Annotated in this window: 7 protein-coding genes; 4 read left to right on the top strand and 3 right to left on the bottom strand. The window is 58.5% G+C overall.

All coding sequences use genetic code 11. The annotated features are described in order from the left end of the window. Positions 1–743: 743 nt before the first annotated feature. Positions 744–1862, bottom strand: coding sequence for an Mrp/NBP35 family ATP-binding protein (locus tag JZI28_RS05935; protein WP_375699545.1), 1119 nt, complete (start codon positions 1860–1862; stop codon positions 744–746). A gap of 326 nt (positions 1863–2188) precedes the next feature. Between JZI28_RS05935 and JZI28_RS05930 the strand changes: the two genes are divergently transcribed. Further along, positions 2189–2407, top strand: coding sequence for a DUF1127 domain-containing protein (locus JZI28_RS05930; protein WP_295446740.1), 219 nt, complete (start codon positions 2189–2191; stop codon positions 2405–2407). Between the two features lie 873 nt (positions 2408–3280). Here the strand turns inward: JZI28_RS05930 and JZI28_RS05925 are convergent. Then, entirely contained in the window at positions 3281–5779 is a 2499-nt protein-coding gene (locus JZI28_RS05925; protein WP_375699544.1) for an ATP-dependent helicase, read from the bottom strand. 169 nt (positions 5780–5948) lie between these two features. Between JZI28_RS05925 and JZI28_RS05920 the strand changes: the two genes are divergently transcribed. Both JZI28_RS05920 and JZI28_RS05915 read left to right on the top strand, forming a co-directional pair. Then, positions 5949–7139, top strand: a complete 1191-nt coding sequence (locus tag JZI28_RS05920) for an alpha-hydroxy acid oxidase (protein WP_375699543.1) — start codon at positions 5949–5951, stop codon at positions 7137–7139. Positions 7140–7447: 308 nt separating this feature from the next. Continuing rightward, complete coding sequence (locus JZI28_RS05915; RefSeq protein ID WP_375699542.1) at positions 7448–10909, top strand: pyruvate carboxylase; 3462 nt, start codon at positions 7448–7450, stop codon at positions 10907–10909. Between the two features lie 200 nt (positions 10910–11109). On the opposite strand, the gene JZI28_RS05910 is transcribed toward JZI28_RS05915, so the two are convergent. Further along, positions 11110–11463: a hypothetical protein gene (locus JZI28_RS05910; protein ID WP_375699541.1), complete on the bottom strand. Its 354-nt coding sequence runs from the start codon at positions 11461–11463 to the stop codon at positions 11110–11112. A gap of 230 nt (positions 11464–11693) precedes the next feature. Between JZI28_RS05910 and JZI28_RS05905 the strand changes: the two genes are divergently transcribed. Next, positions 11694–13283 carry a hypothetical protein gene (locus tag JZI28_RS05905; protein ID WP_375699540.1) on the top strand — a complete coding sequence of 530 codons (1590 nt, stop codon included), beginning with the start codon at positions 11694–11696 and terminating at the stop codon, positions 13281–13283. The last annotated feature ends 57 nt before the right edge of the window (positions 13284–13340 follow it).

Genomic DNA, 13340 nt, shown 5'->3' with positions numbered 1-13340 from the left:
GTCCGACTGCGCGCGCCACCTGGGGGGATGTCTGCTCGCCCGCGCGCCGGATCTCTCATTGTTCGGATGCAGTGAAGGCCTGTATGAACCTGCTTATTATTATGAGCTGGGGTCTTTGGTGCCCCTATATGCTCTCCGCCGCATCCGATGAGAAAGGGATACTATGGGAATTCATGGCCTGACAAGCCACAATTCATAAAAGACACCGCAAAAGGATCCTCAATATCACAAGCGAGCAATATCCAGTTAACCATATTCAGAATTTTTGAGCACAAATAGTGATTCATTGCGAAACAAGCACCACATGTGGTGGTCAAAAAAAGTCGCCAAAAACGGACCATTGCGACCCATGAATTCCCAAAACGAGACCGATCTATTAACAGCAGATTAACAGTTCCCGCAATGTTCCACCCACGTCCTGTGTGTAACTTTGTGGATAATTAGAATCGGCCGAGACTCGCGCCGCGATTCGCACCGATTCATCTGACTTTCCGAGTCAGCAGCGCTGCCCTATTGCCAAGGCAGACCATAAAATCCCAAATGTCCCATGATTTCCCACGACAACGAATAAACCGCCAAAAACAATCAAAGGTTGTTTATTTACGGTTTCCGCTAGGCGTTTAAGGCGAGATTTTTAGAATCAGACCAATTCCATTCACACCCCACCCTTCAGACCTGACCTGCCCACTCTCGGGCCCACTCCCGGGCCCATAGGCGTCAGACCCATGGTAATCTGGTCGGCCTTAAGCCATTCCACCCGCAACAAGCCCCTTGGCAATCCGGGCATAGGCCTCCGAGACCGCCCCCTCGCCAGCGGCAACCGGGGTGCCGGCGTCACCGGCCAAGCGGGTCTCCAGGTCAATTGGCAAGGCGCCCAACAACGGCAAACCCAGAGCCTTGGCCTCGCTGGCGACACCGCCATGACCAAAAATATGATGCTCGCCGCCGCAATCCGGACAGGTAAAGAAGGACATGTTCTCGATCAGCCCCAGCACCGGGGTCTTCAGCGTCTTAAACATATCCAGCGCCTTGCGGGCGTCGATCAAGGCGACATCCTGCGGTGTGCTGACCACAATAGCGCCGCTTAGCTCGCTCTTGGTGCAGAGCGTCAGCTGCACATCGCCGGTTCCGGGCGGCAAATCCACGATCAGGACATCCAGCTCCCCCCAGTTCACCTGCCCTAGCATCTGCTGCAGCGCGCCCATCAACATGGGGCCACGCCAGACTACAGCCTTATCCTCCGGCACCATAAGACCAATCGACATCAGGGTCACACCATGGGCCTTGAGCGGTTCGATCACGGTTCCATCAGGGCTGTTTGGGCTGCCACTGACCCCCATCATGCGCGGTTGGCTCGGGCCATATATATCGGCATCCAACAATCCAACGCGCCGCCCTTGACGGGCCAGAGCTACCGCCAGATTGGCACTGACGGTGGATTTACCCACGCCGCCCTTGCCAGAGGCCACTGCCAGAATACGGGAAACCCCCTTGGGCTTGATCGGGCCAGCCTGTGGTTTGGGATGACCGCCAATCTTTAGACTGGGGGCCGCAGCAGCTGTTGCCGCCCCTGCCCCCACCGGTGCCGCTGCGGGACCATGGGCTGTCAGCGCCACAGAGACAGCGCCTACGCCATCCAGCGCCGATACCGCTGCCTGCGCGGCGCGGCGCAGGGGCTCCATATGCTGCGCAATCGCCGGGCTTGGCGCCTCGATGACAAAGCTGACCTTGGTCCGCCCATCAGCTGCAGCGCCGCCCTCCAGGGTCAGCGCACGGATCATATCCCGCGAGATCAAAGTGCCGCCGTCCGGCAGCGCCAGACGCTCCAGCGCCTCTTCTACTCTTTTCTGCGTCACTGACATGTCCATTCCTTCCTGAGCTCTACCCTGAGGAGAACCGCTTGTTTGAGGCGCTCCCGAGATGCAGGCCGCACCTTGTGCTGAGAGCATCTATTGCGCAAGGAAAAGCGACCGCCCGAAATCATACCACTGCCCTAACGGAAAGCAGATTTGGACAATTATGCCCAAAAAACAGCCTGTTTACAAAAGGGTAACAATGTACCCATGCAAATGCTGCATAGCAGAATTGCTTTCTTTAGGGATTGTGCACCTGCAGCATTTAGCTATTTTGAATTCAACAAACGCCGATACTGGCACAACGCAAAAAGTGAACTCTGAGGATAGACCCGATGGCCGCTGTAAACCAAATCGCAACACCTAAGTCTGTATTCTCGATCCTGCCCACAGCCTGGTTCGACGCGTTGAGCACAAAATTCGCGCGTTATCGCTTGTACCGCGAGACCTACAATGAGCTCTGCGAGCTTTCGGGTCGCGATCTTGCCGATCTGGGTCTGAACCGCTCGATGATCAAACGTGTCGCTTATCAGGCGGCCTACGAAAACAACTAATAGAGATCAGGCTCTTTTCTCCTCCTCCCTAAAGGGCCTGTCCTACGCGGTGACATCCTCCTCCTCCCTGATGTCACCGCACCCTAACACCGGCTAAGCCGGAACAGAATGCATCCGGACCTCCTCCTCCCTTGGTCCTGATGTTGTCATGAACGGCGGTACCCCCTCCTCCTCCCTGGGTACCGCCGTTTTTTGTGCGCCATACTCTCAAAAGATAAGCCTGAATCGCGACGGATAGCTTGCGCTGTGAGGCCCTTCTGCTCGGCAGATCTTTGATACGCCAGCCAACGCCGAGGGCCCATTAGCCCTGCGCAGGACACCAAGGTTTAGCGCACGAAACAGGTTACTTCGCGCTCAAAACCCCAAAGAAACCTATTGGCTGATCAGTGGCCGTTAGACTGTGAACAACAGGTAATCATCCCGCCAGCCCATCACCCCGCTGGCCCCCTGTGTCTGCCTGCCTATTCACCGGTATCTCCCCATGCCAAGGCAGCGCGGCTGAAAAAAGTTAGAATTGGTTCAAGAGGGGGAATCGCACTGGCGCAGAGATGAACACATGTGTTGCGATTCTTTCGTCAGTCTTTGATCGAATCGCCACCTGTTTTCCCGTAGCTTCACGCCTTTTCCATTGAAAAGCCGTCACTACAGCCAAAATCCTATGACCTATGCTGCAGCCAGCGGGGTGCCTTGCCGCTGAGGGGACCGTCCTTACGCCTGCGAAATGCAATAGCGGTCATAGGTTCGGTCCCGGTTTGGCAAACCATTGGCAAAAGGGGTGGCGGGCGCGCCGCGACAGTTCCACTGTCGCGGCGCGCCCGCCCGGGTCGGATCGCTTTGCGATCCGATCCCTGATCTTTCAGATCAGCAGAAACCTCAAAACGGAACATCGTCCGGGGCGGTTTCAGCACCTGCCCCACTGGCGGAAATAAAGCGCGCAACCACCTTTTTGGTGCCCGCCTTTTCAAAATTCACTTCCAGCTTATCCCCTTCGATACCAGCAATCGCCCCATAGCCAAATTTCTGATGAAATACCCGCTCTCCAAGGGTGAAACTGGCGGTGGCCGTCAGGTCAATAATCGGGCTACCCGCCTGTTTTGGCTGTGAGTTCCCCCTTTGGCCAGCCCGCGCCTGCATGCGCTTCCAGCCCGGGGAGTTATAGCCATCGGCCTGGGCCACCTTGGCCTCAATGGTCGAGCGGACAGGTTCATCACTGCTGGCCGCAGCACCATAACCGCCGCCATAAAGCCCCGGAGGCGTCAGCACCTCGACATGCTCCTCGGGCAGCTCATCAACAAAGCGCGACGGCAGCTGCGATTGCCACTGGCCAAAGACACGCCGGTTGCCCGCAAATGAAATGGTGCAGACTTCCTCGGCCCGGGTGATGCCCACATAGGCAAGGCGGCGTTCTTCCTCCAAACCTTTGAGACCGCTTTCGTCCATTGACCGCTGCGAGGGGAACAAGCCATCCTCCCAGCCCGGCAGAAACACCGCCGGGAACTCCAGCCCCTTGGCCGCATGCAGCGTCATGATGGAGACCTTCTGGTCCGAATCCTGCTTGTCATTGTCCATCACCAGGCTGACATGTTCCAAAAACCCCTGAAGGTTTTCAAAATTCTCCAACGCCTTGACCAGTTCCTTGAGGTTTTCAAGCCGTCCCGGGCTGTCAGGGTTTTTGTCCGCCTGCCACATGCCGGTATAGCCGCTCTCATCCAGCACGATTTCCGCCAGTTCCATATGAGAGATATCCGCGTCTCCGGTCATCCGCCCCCAGCGGGCCAGATCCTCCACCAGCCGACGCAGAGCAGCGCCCCCCTTGCCCTTGATCGCCCCGGCCTCAACAGCAAGGCGCGCGCCCTCGACCAGGGAGACCCCGTTTTCGCGGGCAAAGCTCTGGATGGTTTGCTGCGCTTTGTCGCCCAGCCCGCGTTTGGGGGTATTCACAATCCGCTCGAACGCCAGATCATCATCCGCCGAGGTCACCATGCGGAAATAGCCCATGGCATCACGAATTTCGAGCCGCTCGTAAAAGCGCGGCCCGCCGATGACGCGGTAGGGCAACCCGATGGTCAGAAACCGATCCTCAAAGGCGCGCATCTGATGCGAGGCCCGCACCAGAATGGCCATATCATTCAACCCGATAGGGCGCTGCCCCCGGGTGCCGCGCTGTGTCGCCTCGATTTCCTCGCCAATCCAGCGCGCTTCTTCTTCGCCGTCCCAATGGCCAATCAGTCGGACCTTTTCGCCGCCCTTGGCGGCGGTCCACAGCTCTTTGCCCAGGCGGCCCGCATTGGCACTGATCACGCCGGAGGCGGCTGCCAGGATATGCTCGGTTGAGCGATAATTTTGCTCCAGCCGGACAACTTTGGCGCCGGGAAAGTCCTTTTCAAAGCGCAGGATATTGCCCACCTCGGCGCCGCGCCAGCCATAGATCGACTGATCATCATCGCCGACACAGCAGATGTTTTTGTGACCGCCCGCCAGCAGCCGCAGCCACATATATTGCGCGATATTGGTATCTTGGTATTCGTCCACCATGATATAGCGGAACCAGCGCTGATACTGCGCCAGAATATCGCTGTGGGTTTGGAAAATCGTCACCACATGCAGCAGCAGATCGCCAAAATCGACGGCGTTCAGCTCCAACAGGCGGCGCTGATACTGGGCATATAGCTCTGGCCCACGATGGTTATAGGCCCCCGCCTCAGACGCGGGCAGTTTATCCGGTGTCAGCGCCCGGTTTTTCCAGTCGTCAATAATGCCCGCCAGCATCCGTGGCGGCCAGCGCTTTTCATCTATTCCTGCAGCGCGGATCAGCTGTTTGAGCAAGCGGATCTGATCATCCGTATCCAGAATGGTGAAGTTTGACTTCAGATGCAGGGTACTGTGCCGTCTCCGAGCCGCCGATGGACCCAAATCCTCATAGGGATTCGGGGACTCCGAGTCTCTGACCTCATCAATGACCGCATCAGGGCCGATCCCCGCCTCAGCGCAGATTAACTCGGCGTGACGGCGCAGCAGCTTGACGCAGACCGAATGGAAGGTGCCAAGCCAGGGCATGCCCTCGGCCGGCTGGCCAAGCATCCCGCCAACACGTTCCTTCATCTCGCGGGCGGCCTTATTGGTAAAGGTCACCGCCAAAATTTCATTGGTGCGCGCCGAACCGGTGTTGAGCAGATGCACAATCCGCGCCGTCAGCGCCTTGGTCTTGCCGGTCCCGGCCCCGGCCAGCATCAGGACCGGACCATCCAGACATTCCACTGCCTCTCGCTGGGCTGGGTTCAGCCCGTCAAGATAGGGAGTGGGGCGGGCCGCCATGGCCCGCGACGACAGGGAGGCGCCGTCAAAGGCGTCCATTTCATCAAATGTGCTCATGCCCGTAACTCTAGCGTGATTCACCCCGCGAGAAAAGAGGACGTTCGCATTCTGTTCGCAAGATTGATACCCCTTCAAATGCCCTGTCGTGACCAATGCCTCCACCGCAGAGAACACAACAAAGTCAGCCAGCTCTTGCCAAGAGGCTTCTAGTTCCTATCAATGCGGCATGGATCTACATCAACACTACCCTGGCCTGTACGATTTGCGCGCCCGCGCCCAGCGCCGCCTGCCGAAATTTGTCTGGGAATATCTCGACAGCGCAACGGGGGCGGAAGCCACAAAACATCGCAACCGCAGCGCCCTGGACCAGATCGGGTTTTTGCCCTCGATCCTGCATGGGCCCCTGCAGGTCGATCTGAGCACCTCTTTTCTGGGGCGGGATCTGCCGCGTCCCTTTGGAATCGCCCCCCTGGGCATGTCCGGGCTTATCTGGCCCGATGCCGAAGGCCACCTGGCGCGCTTTGGCGCCGCCTCTGGCATCCCCTATTCCCTGTCCACGGTTGCCAGCCAATCGCCCGAAGACCTGGCGCCGCATCTGGGGCCAGAGGCCTGGTTTCAGCTCTACCCTCCCAAAGACGAAGACATTCGCCGGGACATGTTGGAGCGCGCCCGCAAGGCGGGGTTCAAAACCCTGGTGCTGACGGCGGATGTACCGGTCGCCTCGCGGCGGGAACGCCAAGTGCGCTCTGGCCTGACCCAGCCGCCCCGGTTGACGCCGCGCTTGCTGGCCCAGGTCGCCCAGTGCCCTACCTGGGCGCTTGGCATGGCCCGCCGGCACCGGGGCCAAGGCGGCATGCCGCATATGCGGACCCTGGACAAATATGTCACCGAAAACAGCAAAGGGCTCTCCTCGACCGCCCATATCGGCTACCTGCTGCGCACCTCGCCGGATTGGGACTATGTAAAGTGGCTGCGCGACGCCTGGGAGGGTGCCTTTGTCATCAAAGGTGTGATGCGGGCCGAGGATGCCGCGCCACTGGAGCAAATTGGCGTTGACGCGCTTTGGGTGTCAAACCACGCCGGGCGCCAGTTTGACGCCGCCCCCGCCGCGATCGACGTGCTGCCAGAGCTGCGCGCCGCCACCACGCTGCCGCTGATCTTTGACAGCGGCATTGAAGGCGGGCTGGACATTCTGCGCGCCCTAGCGCTGGGAGCCGATTTTGTCATGCTGGGGCGGGCCTTTCACTTTGCACTCGCAGCATTGGGGGCACAGGGACCAGCCCATCTGTGCGATATTCTGAGCAAAGATCTTGAGGCCAATATGGGGCAACTGGGTCTGCACTCTCTCGCTGAGGTGAGAACTTTGCAAATTCGCAACCTAACGTTACCATCACACGCAGTCAGCGCAAACGACTGAAACATGTAGCAAAGCCTGCGATCCATTTTCCTGGGTTCCACGGCCAGCGGCAGCAGAATTACCACGCAGTCCCTAGATCCGAAGCGGCGACTAAAGATTCGGCGCTTTTAAAATCGGTTAAAAATCAGACAAGCATCAGCCGGATTCGCGCTGCGATTTCGCCAGAAATGCTGCACCTGCACAAAAAACTGACGAATTCTGGCCGTATGGGAGCGCAATCATGCCGCAGATACCCAATACTACGGCTATACCAGTGGCTAAGATGTAACTAACACTTCGCCAACCCTAGCCTACTCCGAGGAGCGACAATGCCCGATTTCAAAAAGATCCTGATTGCGAACCGAGGCGAGATCGCCATCCGCGTCATGCGTGCCGCCAATGAAATGGGCAAACGAACCGTTGCCGTCTACGCCGAGGAAGACAAGCTGGGCCTGCACCGATTCAAGGCCGATGAGGCTTATCGAATTGGTGAGGGCATGGGACCGGTTGCGGCCTATCTGAGCATTGATGAGATCATTCGTGTTGCCAAGGAATGTGGCGCCGATGCGATCCACCCCGGTTATGGGCTGTTGTCGGAGAACCCGGAATTTGTTGATGCCTGTTCCCGCAACGGCATCACCTTTATCGGCCCCAAGGCCGAAACCATGCGCGCCCTGGGCGACAAGGCCTCGGCCCGTCGCGTCGCCATCGAGGCCGGTGTGCCGGTCATTCCCGCCACCGAGGTGCTGGGCGATGATATGTCCGCCATCGCGGAAGAAGCGGCAGAGGTTGGGTATCCGCTGATGCTCAAGGCCTCCTGGGGCGGCGGTGGGCGCGGCATGCGACCCATTCACGGCCCAGAAGAATTGGAAGAAAAAGTCCTGGAAGGCCGCCGCGAGGCGGAAGCCGCCTTTGGCAATGGTGAGGGCTATCTGGAAAAGATGATCACCCGCGCCCGCCACGTCGAGGTACAGATCCTGGGCGACAAGCATGGTGAGATCTATCACCTGTTTGAACGTGATTGTTCGGTGCAGCGCCGTAATCAGAAAGTGGTTGAACGCGCTCCTGCGCCCTATCTGTCTGAGGAACAGCGGGCTGAGATCTGCGAATTGGGCCGCAAGATCTGCAAACATGTGAACTATGAATGCGCCGGCACCGTTGAATTCCTGATGGATATGACCGACGGCAAATTCTACTTCATCGAGGTAAACCCCCGCGTTCAGGTGGAACACACCGTCACCGAAGAAGTCACCGGCATTGACATCGTCCAGGCCCAGATCCTGATCGCCGAAGGCAAACCCATTGCCGAGGCCACCGGCAAAGACAGCCAGGCAGAGATCCGCCTGAATGGCCATGCGCTGCAGACCCGTGTGACCACCGAGGATCCGCTGAACAACTTCATCCCCGATTATGGCCGCATCACCGCCTATCGCTCGGCCACGGGCATGGGTATCCGTCTGGATGGCGGCACCGCCTATGCAGGCGGGGTGATCACCCGCTACTATGACAGCCTGCTGACCAAGGTCACCGCCTGGGCACCAACCCCGGAAAAGGCCATCGCCCGTATGGACCGCGCCCTGCGTGAATTCCGGGTCCGTGGGGTTTCCACCAACATCGCCTTTGTCGAGAACCTGCTGAAGCATCCAACCTTTCTCGACAACAGCTACACCACCACCTTTATCGACAACACGCCGGATCTGTTCCAGTTTGCCAAGCGTCAGGACCGAGGCACCAAGGTACTGACCTATCTGGCCGACATTTCTGTCAACGGGCACCCCGAAACCGAAGGCCGCGCCGCGCCTGCTGCTGACCTGAAAGAGCCGCGCCCGCCCCATGTGGATCCGGCGCCCCTGCCCTATGGCACCCGCAACCTGCTGGAACAAAAGGGCGCCCAGGCGGTTGCCGACTGGATGAAAGCGCAGCGCCAACTGTTGCTGACCGATACCACCATGCGTGATGGCCACCAGTCCCTGCTGGCCACCCGGATGCGCAGCCACGACATGATCAAGGTTGCCCCCGCCTATGCCCAGAACCTCAGCCAGCTGTTCTCGGTTGAATGCTGGGGCGGCGCGACCTTTGACGTGGCCTACCGCTTTTTGCAGGAATGCCCCTGGCAGCGGCTGCGTGATCTGCGCGAGGCCATGCCCAACGTGATGACCCAGATGCTTCTGCGCGCTTCCAATGGCGTGGGCTACACCAACTATCCCGATAATGTGGTGCAGGAATTTGTCCGTCAGGCCGCCACCACCGGGGTGGATGTCTTCCGGGTGTTTGACAGCCTCAACTGGGTAGAAAACATGCGCGTTGCCATGGATGCGGTGGTCGACAGTGGCAAGCTCTGCGAAGGCACCATCTGCTACACTGGTGATATCCTCGACCCCAACCGCGCCAAATATGACCTGAAATACTATGTCGGCATGGCCAAAGAGCTGGAGGCCGCAGGCGCCCATGTTCTGGGCCTGAAAGACATGGCAGGCCTCTTGAAACCTGCAGCCGCCGGGCAGTTGGTCAAGGCCCTTAAGGAAGAGGTCGGCCTGCCGGTGCATTTCCACACCCATGACACCTCGGGCATTGCCGGGGCCACCATTCTGGCCGCCGCCGACGCCGGGGTGGATGCGGTGGATGTGGCCATGGATGCCTTCTCTGGCGGCACATCACAGCCCTGCTTTGGCTCCATCGTCGAGGGGCTGCGCAACACCGACCGCGACACTGGCCTGGATATCGCAAAGATCCGCGAGATCTCCGCCTACTGGGAGCAGGTCCGGGCGCAATATGTCGCCTTTGAGTCCGGCCTGCAGGCCCCCGCCTCCGAGGTCTATCTGCACGAGATGCCCGGTGGCCAGTTCACCAACCTCAAAGCTCAGGCGCGCAGCCTTGGTCTGGAAGACCGCTGGCACGAGGTCGCCCAGACCTATGCGGATGTGAACCAGATGTTTGGCGATATCGTCAAGGTGACCCCCTCCTCCAAGGTGGTCGGCGACATGGCGCTGATGATGGTCTCCCAGAACCTCACCCGCGATGAGGTGGAGAACCCCGACACCGAGCTTTCCTTCCCCGATAGCGTCGTGGACATGATGCGCGGCAACCTGGGCCAGCCTCCCGGCGGCTTCCCCGATGGGATTGTCTCCAAGGTGCTCAAGGGCGAGTCCCCCAACCTGACACGCCCCGGCGCCCATCTGGAGCCGGTAGATCTGGACGAGACCCGCACCGAGCTGAGCAAATTGCTGGAAGGCAAACCCGTGGATAACGAGGATCTCAACGGCTACCTGATGTATCCAAAGGTCTTTCTCGATTACATGGGCCGCCATCGCCAATACGGCCCGGTACGCACCCTGCCCACGCGCGCCTTCTTTTACGGCATGGAGCCAGGCGAAGAGATCACAGCCGAGATCGACCCCGGCAAGACCCTGGAAATCCGCCTGCAGGCCTTGGGCGAAACCGATGAAAAAGGTGAGGTCAAAGTCTTCTTTGAACTCAACGGTCAGCCACGGGTGATCCGGGTACCCAACCGTCTGGTCAAAGCCTCAACCGAAAGCCGTCCCAAGGCCGAAGCCGGCAATGCCAATCACATCGGCGCGCCAATGCCCGGCGTTGTTGCCTCTGTGGCGGTGCAGGTCGGCCAGGAGGTGCACGAGGGCGACATGCTGCTCACCATCGAGGCGATGAAGATGGAAACCGGCCTGCACGCCGAGCGCTCTGCCCGGGTCAAGGCCCTGCATGTCACCGCAGGCACCCAGATTGACGCCAAAGATCTGCTGATCGAGCTGGAGGATCTGGCCGCCGAGGACTAAGCGAGCCTGACCGCTCGCGGGTCACCCCGCCAATTTCCATGGCCCACAACAAAGCCCCGAAGGACTGCTCCTTCGGGGCTTTGCATTTTGGCCGCGGCCAGATGCAGCAAGCCCTAGCTTTGTTGGCGCAGGTGCGGGCTCACTCAGGGACACAGGTTAGGAAGCTGGCCCAAACAGGCGGCTTTGAATGCGTCCTGCACCTAGGCATCCTGCCAGATGACCTTTTGCGGCGGGTCACATTCCAGCAGATAAAAACTCGGCTGAATAAATCTGTACCAGCCCTCAACCTGCTCCGTCCAAAGAGTTTTCTGCCATTTCAAGGCCATGGCAGAAAACTGGTCAGCTGGGGTTTCCTCCCCTTTGGACTCTGTATCACACAGCACGAATAGCGCCTGCACCTGAACGACTGGCACTGTCAGATCCTGCCCGGTGAACTCGGCTGATTTCGCCCCCTCATCGCCCCTGTCCCAGTCGGCGCCGGACTGCACCAACACCCCCAGAACAACCGCCGTCGACAGCGCAGCAAGTCGGATCTTTTCTTCGAGTTTTCCCACGGTGGTCTCCCATTTTGAAAGCTGCTGTCCGGTCTCAACGAACAGCGCGCTGCTTTCCGTCGCGAGACCTGAAAAAAATCCACGACCTGCTCTTTTTTTGCCGACCTCAAAGCAGCCGCGCGCTGGCCTCGCCCCATGCGTTCCCAAAACCAGTTTATTGACAATCAAAAGAAGAGCCGAAACATTAAACTCACCGGCTTTTTTTGATTTCTATTTTCTCGCGAGTATTCATGCCCAGTATTCAGCTTTCCGCTCCTGTAGGCCTTGCACCGCGACCGTTTGAGGGTGCTGCAGTCAAAAACGCCGCCAAGGATGTTTCGCTGTTACGCGACATGCTCGCGGCCAATGGCATTGGCCCCCTGGGCCAGTCTGCCAAAATGGATGCGGGCCTGATCAAGGCCATCAATCATTTTCAAAAGAAGGCCGGTTTCAAAGTCACCGACAGCGTGGTTGATCCTGGCGGGCGCACCTTCAAAGCCTTGCTTCCGAAATATCAAAAAGCCCTGAAAGCACTGGAGAAAGCGCGCAAGGAACCCCTGTATCAAATGAAGTTCAAAGGGAAGACCATCCTGTGCAACAAGGCGGAATATGATCGTCTCTACGCCCAGGCGCTCAAGAACGTCCAAAGCCGTGTCAGCTCTCTGCTCTCCTACAATCGCATCCTGCAAATGAACCAAAAGGAATACCAGGACACAGCGGACTTCAGTAACGACGCTGCAATGGCGCTTATGCATGCCTTGTTTGTCTCGGTTGCCACCACCGGCGCGCCCAACCCGGCGCTTGCCAAAAAAGCCGCCAGCGCTGCCGCCGCCTTGAACAAGCTGAAAAACAGCAAGGATCTTGCGCGAATTCACAAGGAACTTCCCAAGGCCGAAAAAGCCATCCAGACCTTTGCAAAGGACATGAACCGGTTTGAGAGCCAGTATATTTCCGGCGGCAAAAGCATTGTGACCGGCCTGGAAATCACCCGCGATCTAGGCTTTGTCGCCGTCGGGATCATTGCCACGCCGATGATCGTTACCGCCGGGGCCAGCCTGACCGTGGCAATGGTTGCTTCAGGCGCTGGTGTCTCCCTGCTGCAATCAGCAATCGACGAAGGCGTGAAACATCAAACTGGTCAGACCGACGACATCGGGGCCTCAGCGAAAAAGGTGCTCACTGACGCATTGGTCGGGGGGTTACTTGCAAGGATCCCGACAAAGGCTCCAAAACAGTTTTTGTCAAAAATCAGCACCCAGGTGGCTGCCAGGGTGTCCACCAAGACCTCTCTGGTCCAAAAGAGCACGATCCTGAAATATTCAGACAAGGTGATCCATGACGGCGGCCTGCAGCTCTACAAAAGCAGCTATGAAGAGGCGGTCAAATTGACGGGCGACAGCATCAAAAAGGGCAAGCCACCCAACGCCAAGGATCTGGACCGTATTGTGACAAATATCGTCGACAATTCGGCTGCCAATCTGATCAATTCCCGGCTCGATGACCTTTTCAAAAAGTTCTCTTATCAGCACAAGGATGTCATCACCTACACCCTGGTGCCACAGCGATTGAACAAGCTGGTGAAGAAAAACAAAGTCGGCGCCACACTGACCGCCCAGGCCCATGCCAAGATCGCAACCAAGGTCAGCGACAGCATCATCAAGGGGACCATAAAACAGGTCAGGAAACACGCTGACAGCACCCTGTCCGGCGCCACCGCGGCACAAAGCCCCGACCAACTCGGCAAAAAATTCACTGCGGCCTGCGCTGCGGATAAATCGATTCTGTCGCTGATTGATGCGCAGATAGAATCCGAACTGAAGACCGCGCAGCCCCAGAATTAGCCCTCACTGCCGCGACACTAGGACCTGCACCAAGCCACCGGTTCAGCAAAGACGCAG

Origin of the sequence: Pseudophaeobacter sp. TrK17 (genome assembly GCF_042192375.1) — a bacterium.
Taxonomy (GTDB): Bacteria; Pseudomonadota; Alphaproteobacteria; order Rhodobacterales; family Rhodobacteraceae; genus Pseudophaeobacter.
The sequence above is the reverse complement of the archived record's forward strand: the minus strand, read 5'-3'. Positions and strand labels throughout refer to the sequence as shown.

Bases quoted from the DNA above. Each gene is read 5' to 3' on its own strand.
- JZI28_RS05935 (WP_375699545.1), bottom strand. From the start codon at position 1,862: ATGTCAGTGACGCAGAAAAGAGTAGAAGAGGCGCTGGAGCGTCTGGCG.
- JZI28_RS05930 (WP_295446740.1), top strand. From the start codon at position 2,189: ATGGCCGCTGTAAACCAAATCGCAACACCTAAGTCTGTATTCTCGATC.
- JZI28_RS05925 (WP_375699544.1), bottom strand. From the start codon at position 5,779: ATGAGCACATTTGATGAAATGGACGCCTTTGACGGCGCCTCCCTGTCG.
- JZI28_RS05920 (WP_375699543.1), top strand. From the start codon at position 5,949: ATGGATCTACATCAACACTACCCTGGCCTGTACGATTTGCGCGCCCGC.
- JZI28_RS05915 (WP_375699542.1), top strand. From the start codon at position 7,448: ATGCCCGATTTCAAAAAGATCCTGATTGCGAACCGAGGCGAGATCGCC.
- JZI28_RS05905 (WP_375699540.1), top strand. From the start codon at position 11,694: ATGCCCAGTATTCAGCTTTCCGCTCCTGTAGGCCTTGCACCGCGACCG.